The 15,962-nt window shown below is 70.9% G+C and carries 20 protein-coding genes and 1 pseudogene; 16 read left to right on the top strand and 5 right to left on the bottom strand.

Features of this window, described 5'->3' with window-relative positions:
• The 6 genes from AC3A3H_RS03655 to AC3A3H_RS03630 form a co-directional block, all read left to right on the top strand.
• A partial coding sequence (locus AC3A3H_RS03655) for an alpha/beta hydrolase family protein (RefSeq protein ID WP_487613179.1) occupies positions 1-423 on the top strand: 423 nt, incomplete at its 5' end.
• 135 nt (positions 424-558) lie between these two features.
• Complete coding sequence (locus AC3A3H_RS03650) at positions 559-888, top strand: PadR family transcriptional regulator (protein ID WP_185276928.1); 330 nt, start codon at positions 559-561, stop codon at positions 886-888.
• 1 nt (position 889) lies between these two features.
• Positions 890-1,264: a DUF1048 domain-containing protein gene (locus AC3A3H_RS03645; protein WP_487613178.1), complete on the top strand. Its 375-nt coding sequence runs from the start codon at positions 890-892 to the stop codon at positions 1,262-1,264.
• Positions 1,261-2,079 (top strand): ABC transporter ATP-binding protein, encoded by an 819-nt coding sequence (locus tag AC3A3H_RS03640; RefSeq protein ID WP_487613177.1) that lies wholly within the window; start codon positions 1,261-1,263, stop codon positions 2,077-2,079. The genes AC3A3H_RS03645 and AC3A3H_RS03640 overlap by 4 nt, the downstream gene beginning before the upstream one ends.
• Positions 2,079-2,855: an ABC transporter permease gene (locus tag AC3A3H_RS03635; protein WP_487613176.1), complete on the top strand. Its 777-nt coding sequence runs from the start codon at positions 2,079-2,081 to the stop codon at positions 2,853-2,855. Before AC3A3H_RS03640 ends, AC3A3H_RS03635 begins: the two co-directional genes overlap by 1 nt.
• Positions 2,856-2,986: 131 nt before the next feature.
• On the top strand, positions 2,987-3,361 hold the full coding sequence (locus AC3A3H_RS03630) for a hypothetical protein (protein ID WP_487613175.1): 375 nt from the start codon (positions 2,987-2,989) through the stop codon (positions 3,359-3,361).
• A 16-nt stretch (positions 3,362-3,377) separates the two neighbouring features.
• Here the strand turns inward: AC3A3H_RS03630 and AC3A3H_RS03625 are convergent, their stop codons facing one another.
• Entirely contained in the window at positions 3,378-3,944 is a 567-nt protein-coding gene (locus tag AC3A3H_RS03625; protein ID WP_487613174.1) for a GNAT family N-acetyltransferase, read from the bottom strand.
• Positions 3,945-4,024: 80 nt separating this feature from the next.
• Between AC3A3H_RS03625 and AC3A3H_RS03620 the strand changes: the two genes are divergently transcribed.
• From AC3A3H_RS03620 to AC3A3H_RS03605, 4 genes are all read left to right on the top strand, one after another.
• On the top strand, positions 4,025-4,567 hold the full coding sequence (locus AC3A3H_RS03620; RefSeq protein WP_487613173.1) for a DapH/DapD/GlmU-related protein: 543 nt from the start codon (positions 4,025-4,027) through the stop codon (positions 4,565-4,567).
• Positions 4,568-4,623: 56 nt separating this feature from the next.
• Positions 4,624-5,211: a hypothetical protein gene (locus AC3A3H_RS03615; RefSeq protein ID WP_487613172.1), complete on the top strand. Its 588-nt coding sequence runs from the start codon at positions 4,624-4,626 to the stop codon at positions 5,209-5,211.
• 43 nt (positions 5,212-5,254) lie between these two features.
• Positions 5,255-5,497, top strand: coding sequence for a hypothetical protein (locus AC3A3H_RS03610; protein WP_487613171.1), 243 nt, complete (start codon positions 5,255-5,257; stop codon positions 5,495-5,497).
• 89 nt (positions 5,498-5,586) lie between these two features.
• On the top strand, positions 5,587-5,748 hold the full coding sequence (locus AC3A3H_RS03605; protein ID WP_487613170.1) for a hypothetical protein: 162 nt from the start codon (positions 5,587-5,589) through the stop codon (positions 5,746-5,748).
• A 159-nt stretch (positions 5,749-5,907) separates the two neighbouring features.
• Here AC3A3H_RS03605 and ychF read toward each other — a convergent pair whose 3' ends face one another.
• A complete protein-coding gene (gene ychF, locus AC3A3H_RS03600; RefSeq protein ID WP_487613169.1) occupies positions 5,908-6,981 on the bottom strand; it encodes a redox-regulated ATPase YchF in 1,074 nt (357 codons plus the stop codon).
• Between the two features lie 76 nt (positions 6,982-7,057).
• Positions 7,058-7,801, bottom strand: coding sequence for a class I SAM-dependent methyltransferase (locus AC3A3H_RS03595; RefSeq protein WP_487613168.1), 744 nt, complete (start codon positions 7,799-7,801; stop codon positions 7,058-7,060).
• An 85-nt stretch (positions 7,802-7,886) separates the two neighbouring features.
• Here AC3A3H_RS03595 and AC3A3H_RS03590 point away from each other — a divergent pair, with 85 nt between their 5' ends.
• From AC3A3H_RS03590 to AC3A3H_RS03580, 3 genes are all read left to right on the top strand, one after another.
• Positions 7,887-8,468: an exonuclease domain-containing protein gene (locus AC3A3H_RS03590; protein WP_487613167.1), complete on the top strand. Its 582-nt coding sequence runs from the start codon at positions 7,887-7,889 to the stop codon at positions 8,466-8,468.
• Between the two features lie 163 nt (positions 8,469-8,631).
• A complete protein-coding gene (locus AC3A3H_RS03585; protein ID WP_487613166.1) occupies positions 8,632-10,074 on the top strand; it encodes a sugar porter family MFS transporter in 1,443 nt (480 codons plus the stop codon).
• A 106-nt stretch (positions 10,075-10,180) separates the two neighbouring features.
• Positions 10,181-11,614, top strand: coding sequence for a DNA recombination protein RmuC (locus tag AC3A3H_RS03580; protein ID WP_487613165.1), 1,434 nt, complete (start codon positions 10,181-10,183; stop codon positions 11,612-11,614).
• Positions 11,615-11,642: 28 nt separating this feature from the next.
• Here AC3A3H_RS03580 and glpX read toward each other — a convergent pair whose 3' ends face one another.
• On the bottom strand, positions 11,643-12,644 hold the full coding sequence (glpX, locus tag AC3A3H_RS03575) for a class II fructose-bisphosphatase (protein WP_431349243.1): 1,002 nt from the start codon (positions 12,642-12,644) through the stop codon (positions 11,643-11,645).
• 137 nt (positions 12,645-12,781) lie between these two features.
• On the opposite strand from glpX, the gene fbaA reads away from it, so the two are divergent.
• Together fbaA and AC3A3H_RS03565 are read left to right on the top strand one after the other, a co-directional pair.
• A complete protein-coding gene (gene fbaA, locus AC3A3H_RS03570) occupies positions 12,782-13,810 on the top strand; it encodes a class II fructose-bisphosphate aldolase (protein WP_487613164.1) in 1,029 nt (342 codons plus the stop codon).
• An 18-nt stretch (positions 13,811-13,828) separates the two neighbouring features.
• Positions 13,829-14,554, top strand: a complete 726-nt coding sequence (locus AC3A3H_RS03565; protein ID WP_487613163.1) for a DUF6264 family protein — start codon at positions 13,829-13,831, stop codon at positions 14,552-14,554.
• Positions 14,555-14,575: 21 nt separating this feature from the next.
• Here the strand turns inward: AC3A3H_RS03565 and AC3A3H_RS03560 are convergent, their stop codons facing one another.
• Positions 14,576-15,436, bottom strand: coding sequence for an SDR family oxidoreductase (locus AC3A3H_RS03560; protein WP_487613162.1), 861 nt, complete (start codon positions 15,434-15,436; stop codon positions 14,576-14,578).
• A 93-nt stretch (positions 15,437-15,529) separates the two neighbouring features.
• On the opposite strand from AC3A3H_RS03560, the pseudogene AC3A3H_RS03555 reads away from it, so the two are divergent.
• A pseudogene (locus tag AC3A3H_RS03555) lies at positions 15,530-15,913 on the top strand (winged helix-turn-helix transcriptional regulator); the annotation flags it as partial.
• Between the last annotated feature and the right edge of the window lie 49 nt (positions 15,914-15,962).

Below are 15,962 nucleotides of genomic sequence, written 5' to 3'. Positions count from 1 at the left end.
CCCGTCGTGGCCGAGCTGGCCGGCGGCCTCCCCGTCCTCGTCGGCGGACGCAGCGCCGGCGCCCGCGTCGCCTGCCGCACCGCGAGCGCGACGGGAGCCGCCGCCGTCGTGTGCCTGGCATTCCCCCTGCATCCCCCGGGCCGGCCGGAGGCCTCCCGCCTGGAGGAGCTGCTGACGCCGACCGTCCCGGTGCTGGTCCTTCAGGGCGACCGCGACACCTTCGGCGGCGCCGAGCTGCTGCGCACCGAGGTGGCGGCCGCGCCCGGCGACCACGCGCTCGTGCGGATCGTGACCGTCGCAGGCGCCGACCACGGCATGAAGACGCTGAAGGCGTCCCCGCTCACCGCGCAGGACGTGCGGGAGCTCGTGGTGTCGACGACGGCGGCATTCGTGGACGAGGTGCTCGCCTCGTCCGAGCGCTGAGCGCACACAGCAGCCCCGCTCCTCTCTCCCTTCGGCGACCCACGAAAAAAGTTGCTATTCAGTGTTGCTAACTACTGGTACTTGGCGTTACTATCTAGTGGTAGTCAACAGCACTGAGTAGTTGGAAGGGGCGTCATGGGCAAGCAAACGACCGAGATGCTCAAGGGCACGCTCGAGGGCATCGTCCTCGCCATCCTGTCGGGCCGGGCCGCGTACGGCTACGAGATCACCTCGTGGCTGCGCGACCAGGGCTTCGAAGACATCGCCGAAGGCACCGTCTACGCCCTGCTCGTCAGGGTGGAGCAGCGGGGCCTCGTGGATGTCGAGAAGGTCCCGTCGGAGAAGGGGCCGCCCCGCAAGGTGTACTCGCTCAACGCAGCGGGACGCGAATATCTGGACGAGTTCTGGAGGACCTGGAGCTTCCTCGCAGAACGACTGGAACAGCTCCGAGACGGAGGAAACTGAAATGGCAGCCAAGTGGATCGAGCTGGTCACCGGATCGCTCGAGCAGAAGAAGCAGTACCGGCAGATCAAGAACCGGCTGGAGGCCCTCCCCGAGCCGTACAACGGCGTCGCGAAGGCGACCAACCGCTACCTCATGTACAACGGCGGGATCGTCGACGGCGACACCATCCTCACGATGATGAACGACTTCGTGGAGCTGTGGGAGCGCGCCGCGGCCGACGGGGCCTCGGTCCGCGAGATCGTCGGCGACGACCCGGTCGAGTTCGCCGAGGCCTTTGCCGCGGCATACGTCGGCACCCGCTGGATCGACAAGGAGCGCGCCCGCCTCACCGAGGCCGTCGACGCGGCCGAACGAGAGCAGGAGAAGAACTCATGAGCCCCACGACCACCGGCCCTACGACCACCGGCCCCGCCATCCAGGTGCGCGGCCTCCAGAAGTCCTACAAGGACCTGCGCGTGCTGCGCGGCGTCGACTTCGACGTCCAGCGCGGCAGCATCTTCGCCCTCCTCGGCTCCAACGGGGCGGGCAAGACCACGGCGGTGAAGATCCTCTCGACCCTGCTGCAGGGCGACGAGGGCACCGCCACCGTGAACGGGTTCGACGTGGCCCGCAAGCCCGACGACGTGCGCAACTCGATCAGCCTCACCGGGCAGTTCGCCGCGGTGGACGAGGTCCTCAGCGGCCGGGAGAACCTCATCCTGGTCGCCCGGCTCCGCCACCTGAAGAACCCGGCCGGGATCGCGGACGAGCTGCTGGCGCGCTTCGCGCTCACCGAGGCGGGAGGCCGCAAGGTCGGCACCTACTCCGGCGGCATGCGCCGCCGGCTCGACATCGCGATGAGCCTCATCGGCGACCCGCCGGTGGTGTTCCTGGACGAGCCGACCACCGGTCTCGACCCGCAGGCCCGCCTGGAGGTCTGGGAGACGGTCAAGCGGCTCGCCGGACGCGGCACCACCGTGCTGCTCACCACACAGTACCTGGACGAGGCCGAGCAGCTCGCCGACCGCATCGCGATCCTCCACGAGGGCCGCATCATCGCGAACGGCACGCTCGCCGAACTCAAGCAGCTGCTCCCGCCGGCGAAGGTCGAGTACGTGGAGAAGCAGCCCAGCCTGGAGGACGTGTTCCTCGCCATCGTCGGACCGTCGGCCCCGGCCGCGGCCTCCACCGAACCTTCGAAGGAGTCCTGATGTCCACCGCGAACTTCGTCGCAGACACCACCGTCCTCACCGGGCGGTCCATGAAGCACATCACGCGCAGCCTGGACACGATCATCACGGTCACCATCGTGCCGATCGCCCTCATGCTGCTGTTCGTGTTCGTCCTCGGCGGGGCCATCGACACCGGCCCCGACTCGGGCTCGTACGTGAACTACCTGCTCCCCGGGATCATGCTGATCACGATCGCGTCGGGCATCTCGTACACCTCGTACCGGCTGTTCATGGACCTCCAGGGCGGCATCTTCGAGCGGTTCCAGTCCATGCCGATCGCCCGGTCGAGCGTGCTCTGGGCGCACGTGCTCACCTCGCTGGTCGCCAACATGATCTCGGTCGTGCTGGTGGTCCTGGTGGCGCTGCTGATCGGCTTCCGCACCGGCGCGAGCGTGCTCGCCTGGCTGGGGGTCGCGGGCATCCTGGTGCTGTTCACCCTGGCGCTCACCTGGGTGGCGGTCATCGCCGGGCTGTCGGCGAAGAGCGTGGACGGCGCGGGGGCGTTCGCCTACCCGCTGATCTTCCTCCCGTTCATCAGCTCGGCGTTCGTGCCGACGGACTCGATGCCGGCCCCGGTCGCCTGGTTCGCGGAGCACCAGCCGGTGACCCCGATCGTGGACACCATCCGGGCGCTGTTCGCGGAGCAGCCGGTCACCGGGGACATCTGGATCGCCCTCGCCTGGTGCGTCGGCATCCTGGTGGTCGCCTACGGTTTCGCCACCGCGATCTACCGGAGGCGGATCAGCCGCGGGTGAGTCCTCCGCCCTCTCCTCGGCGCGCTGCGGCCGCCGGCCCGTTCGGGTCGGCGGCCGTTGTGCGTGGAGGCCGGAGGGCCCGCGCCGCGATAGGCTCCGGCAACGAGTGTTCCCGCGACGATTGCGAGCCGGTGCTGCAGTACATACGATTCCAGGCGACGGACGCGAACCGCCGTGGTCTCCGGCCGGGGGTCTTCGCTCTCGTCAACGGCCTCGCCCGGGACGGCCACCTCTCCGCCGCCGACCGGAGGTTCTGGCGGTCGTCGAACGACTGGTTCACCGAGCGGGTGGCCGATCCCGCGTCCGTGGAGCCGGGCATCTTCGTCGCCCACCCGTTCGCGGTGAGCTGGTTCGAGGCGACCGCGGAGGATCTGCTCGCCCGCATCCCGGGCTATCTGCGGATCCTCGACCGGCACAAGGTCGGATGGGAGCGACGGCTCACCGAGGACCCGGGCGTCATCGTCTACGCCGACGCCGACCAAGTGCTCGCGACACCGCGCGAGTGATCGCGCATCCCGCGCGTCAGCCCAGCTCGCGACGCACGATCCACCGCACCGACCCGCCCGAGTGCGCGTCCGTCTCCCGCACCCGGGAGAACCCGTGCTTCTCGAACAGCTCGACCGTACCGACGTAGCCGCTGATCACATCCACCCGCTCGCCGCGGGTCTCGACCGGGTAGCCCTCCACGAGCGCAGCCCCCGCCGCGCGCGCGTGCTCCACCGCCCCGTCGAGCAGGTCGTGCATCAGCCCGCGTCTGCGGAACCCGCCGCGCACCACGAAGCAGACGATCGACCACGGGTCGCGCTCCTCATCCAGGTGCGGGATGGTGCGCGAGTTCATCAGCCGCCGGTAGGTCGACTTAGGCGCGACCGAGCACCAGCCCGCGACCTCCCCGTCGGCATAGACCAGCACGCCGGGGCCCGGCTCGGTCTCGCACTCGTGGTGCATGTACGCGATCCGCTCGGGCATCTGCAGGCGGGCGTCCCGGTACGACATGCAGACGCAGCCGCCGCCGCCCGGCTTGCGCGGCACCATGAACGTCGCGAAATCGTCCCAGCGCCCCGTGGCGGGCAGCACCTCGATCGCCATGCCGGCAGCGTACCCGGGAGATCCGACAGCGCGGGCGTGTCCGGCCGCGGCGTCGGTCGGCACGGCGGGAGGATCGTGGGGTGTCCAGCGACCTCCTGATCCGCATCCACTCCGCCGAGTTCCAGGCCATGTCGGAGCGGGTGCTGCGCGCGACCGAGCTGACCTCCCGCCTCAACGTGCTGCCGTTCGACGACGAGGAGGGAAAGGCCGCGCTGTTCGCGGAGCTTCTGGGCCGCCCACTGCCGGAGCGGGCGACGATCTACCCGCCGTTCTTCACCGACCACGGCCTGAACCTGGAGCTTTCGGAGCGGGTGTTCATCAACCAGAATTGCACGTTCCTGGACTACGCCGGCATCCGGCTGGCGCCGCGCGTCATGGTCGCTCCGAAGGTCACCTTCATCACGGTCGGCCACCCGGTCGACGTGGAGGACCGCCGGATCTGGCTGACGGGAGGCCCGATCGATGTGGCCGAGAACGTGTGGATCGGGGCGGGGGCGACCATCCTGCCCGGCGTCAGCATCGGGCGGGACGCGGTGATCGCGGCGGGTGCGATCGTCGCGGAGGACGTGCCGGCCGGCGCGCTGGTGGCGGGGCCGAAGGCGCGGGTGCTGCGGGAGGCCTGAGGGGAGGCCTGCGCGGGTATCCCCGTGCGCGTCGCGACGGCGTATCGTGCGGCGCCATGAACAGCATCGCGAACTCCCCCGGCGGCGCCACCCGGCGCCCGGATCGCTCGGAGCTGGCCGCCTTCGCGGAGCGCCTGCGCTCGCAGCTCCCGCCGGTGAGTGAAGTCCCGGGCGTCATCACCACGATCGACGCGGGACACCTCGCCCACAGTCTCGGCACGGGGGCGAACCTGACGCTGCCGTCCGCCGTCGTGACCGGCGACATCCTCTTCGCGCCCGACCTGAACCCGGCGTTCTTCTATTCGTGGGACGTCCACGCCCCGCAGTCGCCGGACTGGTTCCGCGTCTCCCTGCGCTTCACGCCGTACGACTTCGGCATCACCGACACGCGAACCTACGACATCGGCTGGGTGGTGGCGCCGTTCTTCCTCGACGAGGGAGCGGTGCTGACGGCCGAGACCTCCACCGGCCAGAGGGCGGACTGGACGCTGGACCAGCCCACGGTGCGGACCCTCCACATGGAGGCCGGCCCGGTCGCGCCTGGCGACACGCTGCACGTCGACCTCGCGCGCGGGAGCAGCCACGGGAGCTGGATCTGGCTGCAGACGGTGGTGGCACATCCGCCGCTGACGACGGAGCCGTAGGGATTTCGCATCCGGTCGGCGTCGAACGTTTCCGTGTACCACGATGGCACTCCTGGGCGTCGCGGCCGGCTACCTCCGGCTCCTCGGGACCCGCGAGGGTCTGCCGCCAGTCGCCGCAGCTGCCGCGGTTGCGGTGCTGGCCGTGGTCTCGGCCGCGGCGCAGCCACTGGCCGGCCGCGTCCGCGACCGCGTCAGGCTGCCGGTGCGGCTCGGAGTCCCGGTCGCGCTACTGGTCGGCGCCGCGTCGCTGCTGCTCATGCTGTGGTCGAACCCGGCCGCGGTGTAGGTGTCCGCGCTGCTTGCCGGACTCGCGGTCGGCACGGCGACCCCGCCCACCTCGCTGCGACCACACCTCCCGGGCGGATGGACCACACCATGGGCGACGCCGAACTCGGCCGCGAACTCGGCGATGCGGGAGGGCCGCTGCTGGTGGGCGCAATCGGAACGGCGGCGGGGATCGGGGTGCTGGCGGCGGTGACGGTGGCGGCGTCGGGGGCGACGGCGGTGGGGCTGCGGGAGCCGGCCGGCCGCGGGTAGGGGTCGGCCACGCCCAGCGGCCGCGGTCGCTCGTCTGAGCGCTACAGCCAGAAGGAAACGCGGTCGCGAAACTCCTTCCGCATGCCGCTAGGAAGGAGCCGGGCGGCGTGTCGCGAGCAGTTCTCCTGCGGAGGGCGGGAGGGAGGGAGACTAGGTCGACTACACATTGAACCGGAACTCCACCACATCCCCGTCCTGCATCACATACTCCTTCCCCTCCATGCGCGCCTTGCCGCGCGCCCGCGCCTCCGCCACGCTGCCGGCGTCGACGAGGTCGTCGAAGGAGATGACTTCGGCCTTGATGAAGCCCTTTTCGAAGTCGGTGTGGATGACGCCGGCCGCCTGGGGCGCCTTCCAGCCCTTGTGGATGGTCCAGGCGCGCGACTCTTTCGGGCCGGCCGTGAGGTAGGTCTGCAGGCCGAGCGTGTCGAAGCCGATGCGGGCGAGTTGGTCGAGGCCGCTTTCCGTCTGGCCGGTGGAGGCCAGCAGCTCGGCGGCGTCTGCGGCGTCGAGGTCGATCAGCTCGGACTCCAGTTTGGCGTCCAGGAACACCGCCTGGGCGGGGGCCACCAGGGCCGCGAGCGAGGCGCGCCGCGACTCGTCGGTCAGCACGTCCTCGTCCACGTTGAACACGTAGATGAACGGCTTGGCGGTGAGCAGCCCGAGCTCGCGGATCGGCTCCAGGTCGATGGTGGAGGCCGACAGCGGCTTGCCGTCGTTCAGGAACGCGATCGCCTCCCGGGCCGTCTCCAGCACCACGGCCTCCAGCTTGCGGCCCTTGACCTCCTTCTCGTAGCGCTGCTCCGCCTTCTCCAAGGTCTGCAGGTCGGCGAGGATGAGCTCGGTGTTGATGGTCTCCATGTCGCCGGCGGCGTCCACCTTGCCGGCGACGTGCACCACGTCGGGGTCGGAGAACCCGCGCACGACCTGCGCGATCGCGTCGGCCTCGCGGATGTTCGCGAGGAACTTGTTTCCGAGGCCCTCGCCCTCGCTCGCGCCCTTCACGATGCCCGCGATGTCGAGGAACGACACCGGCGCGGGGAGGATCCGCTCGCTCCCGAACAGCTCCGCCAGCTTGTCCAGGCGCGGGTCGGGGAGGTTGACGACGCCGACGTTCGGCTCGATGGTCGCGAACGGGTAGTTCGCCGCGAGGGCGTCGTTCTTGGTCAGCGCGTTGAAGAGGGTCGACTTGCCGACGTTCGGGAGTCCGACGATACCGATAGTGAGAGCCACGGTCGTCCATTCTACGGGCGACCGCGGCGACCCTCAGCCCCCCCCCCCCCCCGGTCCAACCGGGCGCCGCGCGGCGTCAGCCCAGCGCGGCCCGGTAGCAGCGCGTCACGTAAGGCAGCTCGATCCACTCCGCCCCGGCGAGGTCCGGATGCTCGGCGTGCAGGCGGCGCAGGGAGGCGATGACGGCCGCCTGGGCGTCCGGCTGCTTGGCGATGAAATAGCTGCGCGAGCGGGCCAGGTCGAGGAGGCCGTCCAGCGTGAGCCGCTGGACCCAGCGAACGTCGTGCCGCTCCAGCGGGCCGAACGGCGCGCCGACTTCGGGCTCGGCTTCCTCGCCGAACGTCGCCTCCCCCGCGCCCATCAGTTCGCCGAGCTGACGCACCCAGTCGACGCTCTCGTCGCGGTCGTTCCAGACCAGGCCGATCCTGCCGCCGGGGCGCAGCACGCGCGCGACCTCCGGGACCGCCCTGGCGCGGTCCACCCAGTGCCAGGCCTGCGCGGCCACGACCAGCCCCGCTGCGGCGTCGGCGACCGGGATGCTCTCGCCCGCCCCGATGCGCGTCTCGGCCTCCGGGACGCGCTCGGCCAGCACGCCCAGCATCTGCGGCGACGGGTCGACCGCGACGACGTCGAAACCGCTCGCGACCAGGGCCTGCGTCAGCTTGCCCGTGCCCGCGCCGAGGTCGACGACCGGCCCGGTCACACCCTCGGTGAGCCACCCGACCGCCTCCGCCGGATAGTCCGGACGCGCCGCGTCGTAGAGTTCCGCCGCCTGATCGAACGCGCGCGAGTGCGCCTCGCGTTCCCGTCTCTCCCGCATGGGTTCGACCCTACTCCGACGGTTTTCCTGTGCTCGGCGGCGTGGGCGACGGGGGGACGTCGGTGGGGCGTGCGAGAGTTCGGGCGTGCCATTGGACTTCACCGCCATTGATTTTGAGACTGCGAACTCTTCGGCGGCTTCGGCCTGTTCGGTCGGGCTGGTGAAGGTCCGCGCCGGGCGAGTGGTGGACCGCGCGAGCTGGTTCATCCGGCCACCGCTCGGGCACGACGTGTTCCAGGAGTGGAACGTCCGCATCCACGGCATCCGGCCGGAGGACGTCGCCGGCGCTGCCAGCTGGGTCGACCAGCTCGCCGACCTCGTGGAGTTCGCGGAGGACGACCACCTCGTCGCCCACAACGCCGGCTTCGACATGGGCGTGATCCGCGCCGCGTGCGCCGCCACGTTCGTGGCCTGCCCCGACTACAGCTACCTGTGCAGCCTCCAGGTCGCCCGGCGCACCTACCACCTGGAGTCGTACCGCCTCCCGGTCGCGGCGATGGCGGCCGGTTTCGAGGACTTCAACCACCACGACGCCCTCGCCGACGCGGAGGCCTGCGCGGCGATCGTGACGCACGCCGCGCGCCGGCACGACGCCGCCACCATCGACGACCTCGCCGCCCTCACCGGCGCCCGCATCGGGCGCATCGGCATCCCCGCCGCGGCGTAACCCGCCTCGCTCCCCTGCCCGCGCGCCGGGCCCGGACGCTGCATCGGCCATCCCGCGCGCATGTCCAGAAATCAGGCATAAAAGCCTCATCAATAAAAGCATTGCAACTTCGCGCGTCACGTTCTAATGTCCAGACATAGCAACAAGACGCGAAGGAGCGATCATGACCGCATCCCCTCACCCGGAGACCGCAGCCGCGGCCTCCGCCACATCCCACCCGGAGCCGCCCCATCCCGACGATCCGCGGGCACGCCGCTTCCTCCGCCGGGTCGCCGTGCTCGCGACCTTCGGCGGCCTCCTGTTCGGCTACGACACCGGGGTCATCAGCGGCGCCCTGCCGTTCATGCAGTTCGACCAGCGGCCGCTCACCCCGCTCGAAGAAGGCACCATCGTCTCGTCGCTGCTCATCGGCGCGGCGCTCGGCTCGTTCCTCGGCGGCCGGATCGCCGACCGCCGCGGCCGTCGCGGCCTCATCGGCGCGCTGGCCGTCGTGTTCTTCATCGCCGCCGCCGCGTGCGCGTTCGCGCCCACGATCGGTGTGATGATCGCCGCGCGGTTCATCCTCGGGCTCGCCGTCGGCGGCGCCTCGGTCACCGTCCCGATGTATCTGGCCGAGCTCTCCCCCGTCTCCCGCCGCGGCCGCATCGTCACCCAGAACGAGCTCATGATCGTGTCCGGCCAGCTCGCCGCCTTCGTCGTGAACGCCGCGCTCGCCGCCGCCGTGCCCGAGCACGCCGCGGTGTGGCGCTGGATGCTCGTGGTCGCCTCGCTGCCCGCGGTGGTGCTGTTCTTCGGCATGCTCGTCGTCCCGGAGAGCCCGCGCTGGCTCATCCTGCACGGGCGCTTCGCCGAGGGCGTCGCCGTCCTGCGCCGCATCCGCATCGAGGAGCAGGCCGTCCGGGAGGCCGAGGAGATCCGCCGCCACGACGAGCGCGCCGTCCGCACGCCCCTGCTGAAGGAGCTCGCCGTCCCCTGGGTCCGCCGCGTGTTCGTCATCGGCCTCGGCATCGCCATGGTGCAGCAGCTCACCGGCGTGAACTCGATCATGTACTACGGCGTCCAGATCCTCCAGAAGTCGGGCTTCGACCAGCAGGGCGCGCTCATCGGCCAGATCGCGAACGGAGTCATCTCGGTGCTCGCCACGTTCGTGGGCATCGCGCTGCTCGGCCGCATGGGCCGGCGTCCGCTGCTGATCACGGGACTGGTCGGGACGACGACGTCGCTGCTCCTCGTCGGCGGCGCCTCCGCGCTGCTCGCCGGCTCGCCCGCGCTGCCGTTCGTGGTGCTCTCGCTCACCGTGACATTCCTGGCGTTCCAGCAGGGCGCGGTCTCGCCGGTGACCTGGCTGATGCTCGCGGAGATCTTCCCGGCCCGCATCCGAGGCGCGGCGTTCGGGCTGGCCGCCCTCATCCTGTGGCTGACGAACTTCCTCGTCGGGTTCCTGTTCCCGCAGCTCGTCGACGGGATCGGGATCTCGCCCACGTTCTTCCTGTTCGCGATCGTGGGCGTCGGCGCGGTCGTGTTCGTCGCACGCTCCCTTCCCGAGACGCGCGGGCGCAGCCTGGAGACGCTGGAGGCCGAGCTCCACGAGCGCTTCACGCGCTGATCCGCCGCCGCGAGCGGGACCGCCCGGCGGGCGGGACGGGAACGTATTCCCGCCCCGCCCGCCCGCGTTCGCGGCGGTTGTCGGCGGCCCCTGCGACACTGAGGCCATGGACACTCCCGCTCTCCTCCTCGGCCTCCTGATCGGACTCCTCGTCGGGGCGGCGGGCGCGGGTTTCGCCGTCGCGAAACTGCTCCGCAGCCGCGAGACGGCCGCTCCGCTCGCGGAGGACCCGGCGGTCGTGGCCGCCCGGCATGAGAAGGAGATCCTGGAGGTGCGCGCCGCCGAGGCCGCCGCCCAGGCGGGCCTCCGCGCTGAACTCGCCGCTGCCGACACCCGGGTCGACGCCCTGCAGGAGCAGCTGCGCGGCACCCAGGAGCAGCTTCGCGAGACCGAGGAACGGCACCGCGCCGAGGCGCTGGCCCAGAACGAGCGCGAGCGCGCCGAGAGCAAGGTCCTGCAGGCGCTGGCGCCCGTGCGCGAAAGCCTCACCGACATGCAGCGCAAGGTGGTCGAGCTGGAGACGCAGCGCAACCAGCAGCACGGACAGCTCGCGCAACAACTCCGCTCCGCGGCAGAGTCCGAGGAGCGCCTGCGCAGCACGGCGGAGTCGCTGGCGTCCGCCCTCCGCTCGAACAGCACGCGAGGCGTCTGGGGCGAGACCCAGCTCCGCAGCGTCGTGGAGGCCGCCGGCCTGATCGAACGCGTCGACTTCGATGTGCAGTCCAGCATCCACTCCGAGTCCGGCGCCGGCCGTCCCGACATGATCATCCGCCTCCCCGGCGGCAAGAACATCGCTCTCGACGCCAAGGTGCCGTTCAACGCCTATCTGGAGGCCAGCCAGATCCCCGCCACCGCGACCGGCGTGGAGGGCGCCCAGCGCGAAGCCCTGCTGAAGCAGCACGTGAAGGCCGTGCGCGACCACATCACCACGCTCGGCAGCAAGGCGTACTGGACCGGGCTCGAGTCCTCGCCCGAGCTGGTGATCGCATTCATCCCGAGCGAGTCCCTGGTGTCGTCGGCGATGGAGGCCGACCCGTCGATCATGGAGTTCGCGTTCGGCAAGCGGGTGGCGCTGGCGTCCCCCGTGACGCTGTGGTCGGTGCTCAAGACGGTGGCGTTCAGCTGGCAGCAGGACGTGCTGACCCAGGATGCCAAGCAGCTCTTCGACCTGAGCCGCACGCTCTACACCCGGCTGGGCACCACGGCCGGCCACATCGAGAAGCTCGGCCGTTCGATCGAGCGCACGGTCAAGGACTACAACGGCTTCGTCGGCTCCTTCGAGCGCCAGGTGTTCCCCACGGCCCGAAAGCTCGCAGCGATCGACGAGTCCAAGGTCATCGGCGTCATGGAGGGCATCGAGGAGGCTCCGCGCGAGCTCACCGCATTCGAGCTCGTCGATGAGCTGGAGGCGCAGGCCGAGGCCCGCATCCACGTCGAGGCACCCGCCGACCACACCCGCGACATGCACGGCATCGACACGCTGGCGATCGAGGAGCGGGCTCGCGCCGCCTCCTCCGACGAGGCCTCCGGCGCCGCCTGACGCGCGACCCTGTCAGAGCGGCGAACGATCACAGCTCGTCGGCCGACAGCCACTTCTCCGCGAGGTGGTCCGCGACCACGCGGCGGATGGTGCCCGACTTCGAGCGCAGCACGATCGACTCGGTGCGGATGATCGGGCCCTTGCGGCGCACGCCCTCCACGAGTCCGCCGTCGGTGACGCCGGTCGCGACGAAGAAGGTGTTGTCGCCCTTCACCAGGTCGTCCGCGCCGTAGATCCTGTCCATGTCCAGGCCCGCGGCGATCCCGCCCGCGCGCTCCGCGTCGTCCTTGGGGGCGAGCCGGCCCTGCATGAAGCCGCCGATCGCCTTGATCGCGCACGCCGTCGTGATGCCCTCCGGGCTGCCGCCGATGCCGACGCACAGGTCGATGCGCGACTCGTAGCGCGCCGCGTTGATGCCGCCGGCGACATCGCCGTCCAGCATCAGGCGCGTCCCGGCGCCCGCCGCGCGGATCTCCTCGATGAGACCCTCGTGGCGCGGCCGGTCCAGCACCGCCACCCGGATCTCGCCCACCGGCTTGCCCTTGGCCTTCGCCAGCTCGCGGATGTTGTCCCCGATCGGCTGCGACAGGTCCACCACACCGCGGCCCTCCGGACCGGTGACGATCTTGTCCATGTAGAAGACGCTGGAGGCGTCCAGCATCGTGCCCCGGTCGGACACCGCGATGACCGACAGCGCGTTCTGGCGTCCCGCAGCCGTCAGCGAGGTCCCGTCGATCGGGTCGACCGCGATGTCGCAGGCCGGTCCGCGCCCGTTGCCGACGTGCTCGCCGTTGAACAGCATCGGGGCGTTGTCCTTCTCGCCCTCGCCGATCACGATCAGCCCGTCGAAGTTCACCGTGCCGAGGAACTTGCGCATCGCGTCGACGGCCGCGCCGTCCGCCGCGTTCTTGTCTCCGCGGCCGATCCACGGGGTGGCCCGGATGGCCGCCGCCTCGGTCGCCCGGACCAGCTCCATGGCCAGGTTCCGGTCGGGATGAAGGAAGAGGGACGCGGTGTCGGTGCTGGTCATGATGGGTCCTCCCGGACGAATCGGATCGGGCCGCCGGACGACGGCGAAGCCAGTGTATCGAGGGGAGGTCGCCGGAGGCAGTGCGGCCGCGTCGGTATGATGAGTCCCGTTCGACATCCCGATCCCAAGGAGCTCCAATGCCCATCGCCACGCCGGACCAGTACGCAGAGATGCTCGACAAGGCGAAGGCGGGCGGCTTCGCCTACCCCGCGTTCAACGTCTCCTCGTCGCAGACCATCAACGCCGTGCTGCAGGGTCTGACCGAGGCGGGCAGTGACGGCATCATCCAGGTGACCACCGGCGGCGCCGACTACTTCGCGGGCCAGACGGTCAAGGCCCGCGCGACCGGCGCGCTGGCCTTCGCCAAGTTCGCCACCGAGGTCGCCAAGAACTACCCCATCACGGTCGCGCTGCACACCGACCACTGCCCGAAGGGCGCCCTCGACGACTTCGTGCTGCCGCTCATCGCCGCCTCCGAGGAGGAGGTCCGCGCCGGCCGCAACCCGATCTTCCAGTCGCACATGTGGGACGGCTCGGCGGTCCCGCTGGCCGAGAACCTGGAGATCGCGCAGGAGATGATCAAGCGCACGAAGGCCATCAACGCCATCCTCGAGGTCGAGATCGGCGTTGTCGGCGGCGAGGAGGACGGCGTGCGTCACGAGGGCTCCAACGACGCCCTCTACACGACCCTCGCCGACGTCGAGAAGGCCGTCGAGGCCCTGGGCCTCGGCGAGAACGGCCGCTACATGGCCGCGCTCACGTTCGGCAACGTGCACGGCGTGTACAAGCCGGGCAACGTCAAGCTGCGTCCCGAGCTCCTCAAGGAGATCCAGGACGGCCTGGCGGCCAAGTACGGCACCGGCCCGAAGCCGCTCGACCTCGTCTTCCACGGCGGCTCCGGCTCGACGGACGCCGAGATCGCGGAGGCCGTCCGCAACGGCGTCGTGAAGATGAACATCGACACCGACACCCAGTACGCGTTCACCCGCTCGGTCGCCGGCTACATGTTCGAAAACTACGACGGCGTGCTGAAGGTCGACGGCGAGGTGGGCAACAAGAAGGCCTACGACCCGCGCGCCTGGGGCAAGGTCGCCGAGACCGCGATGGCCGCGCGCGTGGTGGAGGCCACGCAGCAGCTCGGCAGCGCCGGTCACTCCGGCAAGTAGCCACGGAGGCTGGGGGGGATGAGCGAGCACGACCCGAAGAAGGCGCCGGACGAACGTCCGCGCCCGCAGTACGGCGAGCTCGCCCCTCCCGGCTGGGTGTGGAAGCCGCCGCAGGACGCGGACCGGCTCGACACCACGCACCACAGCCCGGCGGCGTCGGAGGTCGAGCAGCCTCCCGTCGCGCAGCCTCCTGCGCCGTACGGCGCAGGTCAGTACGACGGAGTCCCGCACGACGACGGCCCGGCCGGGCGAGACGCCTACGGCCGCCCGTACCCGTCCAGTCCGCAGCTCCGCGCCGACGCGCCGCGCTGGAACATCACGACCACGATCGTGCTGCTCGTCATCGGCTTCTTCGGCATGTCGTACACGATCGGCACCCTCCAGGGGCTGCCGTCGGTGATCCAGCTGATGCACACCTCGCTGAACCTCGGCAAGTACGTCCAGGACCCGTCGGTCGCCCCGCTCATCACCGGGGGCACGATCGCCATGGCCGGCATCTGGGCGGTCTCGCTCGGGCTGTCGGTCTGGCTGCTCGTGCAGAAGCGCCTGGCGTTCTACGTCCCGCTGGTCGCCGGGATCCTGGCGTTCCTCACCCTCTTCGTGATCCTGGGGATGATCTTCTCGACGGACCCGGTGCTGCTGGATTACTACAACGGGATTGCCCCTGCGACACCGGGCCCGGCGACACCGAGCCCGGTGCCCACGAGCCCGGTGCCGACACCGGGGTCCACGACCTCGGCCTGAGCCGCCGGACCCCCGCGGTGTTCAGGCCGCGCGCGACTCCGCGAGCCCCACGGCGAGCGGCGTCGTCGGCCGGCCGATCAGTTCGCTGAGCGTCCCCGGGGCGTCGGCGAGCGCGCCGTCCCGGATGTTGCCGTCGAGCGCGACCACGAACCCGGCGGTCCCCTCGTCGAGCCCGGCCTCGCGCAGCGCCTCGCCGTGCTCCTCCGGGGTCACCGAGCGGTACGCGACCGGACGCCCGAGCAGTTCGCCGACGGCCGCGGCGAGGTCGTCGAACGTCCACGCGACGTCGCCGGAGAGCTCGTACACCGCACCCTCGTGGCCGTCGGTGGTGAGGACCACCGCGGCGGCCTCCGCATAGTCCTTGCGGGAGGCGCTGGCGACCCGGCCGGCCGCCGCGCTGCCGACCAGCTCCCCCGTCGCGGCGGCTGCATCCAGCTGCCCGACGTAGTTCTCCGTGTACCAGTTGTTCCGCAGCACCGTCGCCGGGAGGCCGGAGGCCGTCAGCAGCCGCTCGGTCTCGGCGTGCTCGGGCGCGAGCACGAGGTCCGTGTCGGTCGCGTGCGGGGCGCTGGTGTAGACGATGCGGCCGACGCCCGCGCGCACGGCGGCGTCGATGGCGTTGCGGTGCTGCGGGATGCGCTGGCCGACCTCCGAGCCCGAGACGAGCAGGAGGGCGTCGGCTCCGGCGAACGCCGCGTCCAGGGTCTCCGGCTTCTCGAAGTCGATGACGGCCGTCTGCACGCCACGTGCGGCCAGCGGGGCGAGCCGCTCGGCGCTGCGCCCCAGGGCGCGGATGTCGGCGGCGGGCACTCCGCGGTCGAGGAGGGCGTCCACGGTGAGGCGTCCGAGGTGTCCAGTGGCTCCGGTGACGACAATGGTCATGGGTGTTTCCTTTCGGTCGGTCGTCGGTGGCAACTCCGGTCCCGTCCCGAAACTTCCCTGTCGGAGGTACCCACTTTTCGGTAAGTTACTGACGTGGACACCAGATTCGAGTCGTTCGAAGCACTCGGCTTCACCGACGGAGTCCTCCCGTCGGAGTGCCCGTCGCGCATCGTGCTCAACCACGTCACCAGCACCTGGGGCGTGCTCGTGCTGGTCGCGCTCGGCCGCAGCGACCTGCGCTGGGGCGAGCTGCGCCGCACTGTGCAGGGCATCAGCGAGAAGATGCTCGCCCAGACCCTCCGCACCCTCGAGAAGGACGGCTTCGTGCTGCGCACGGCACAGCCGACCGTCCCGCCGCGCGTCGACTACAGCCTCACCGCGCGCGGCCGGGAGGTGACCGGGCTCCTGCTCCCGCTGATGGGCTGGATCGCGGTCAACGCCGACGACATCCTCTCCGGCGAGCCGGCCGCGCCGCCCGCTCCGCTCGGCTTCGAGACCGGGTACGGCTCGGTCAGCGGGGACTACC

The sequence above is a fragment of the Leifsonia sp. Soil_N53 genome (genome assembly GCF_057655165.1).
The sequence above is the reverse complement of the archived record's forward strand: the minus strand, read 5'-3'. Positions and strand labels throughout refer to the sequence as shown.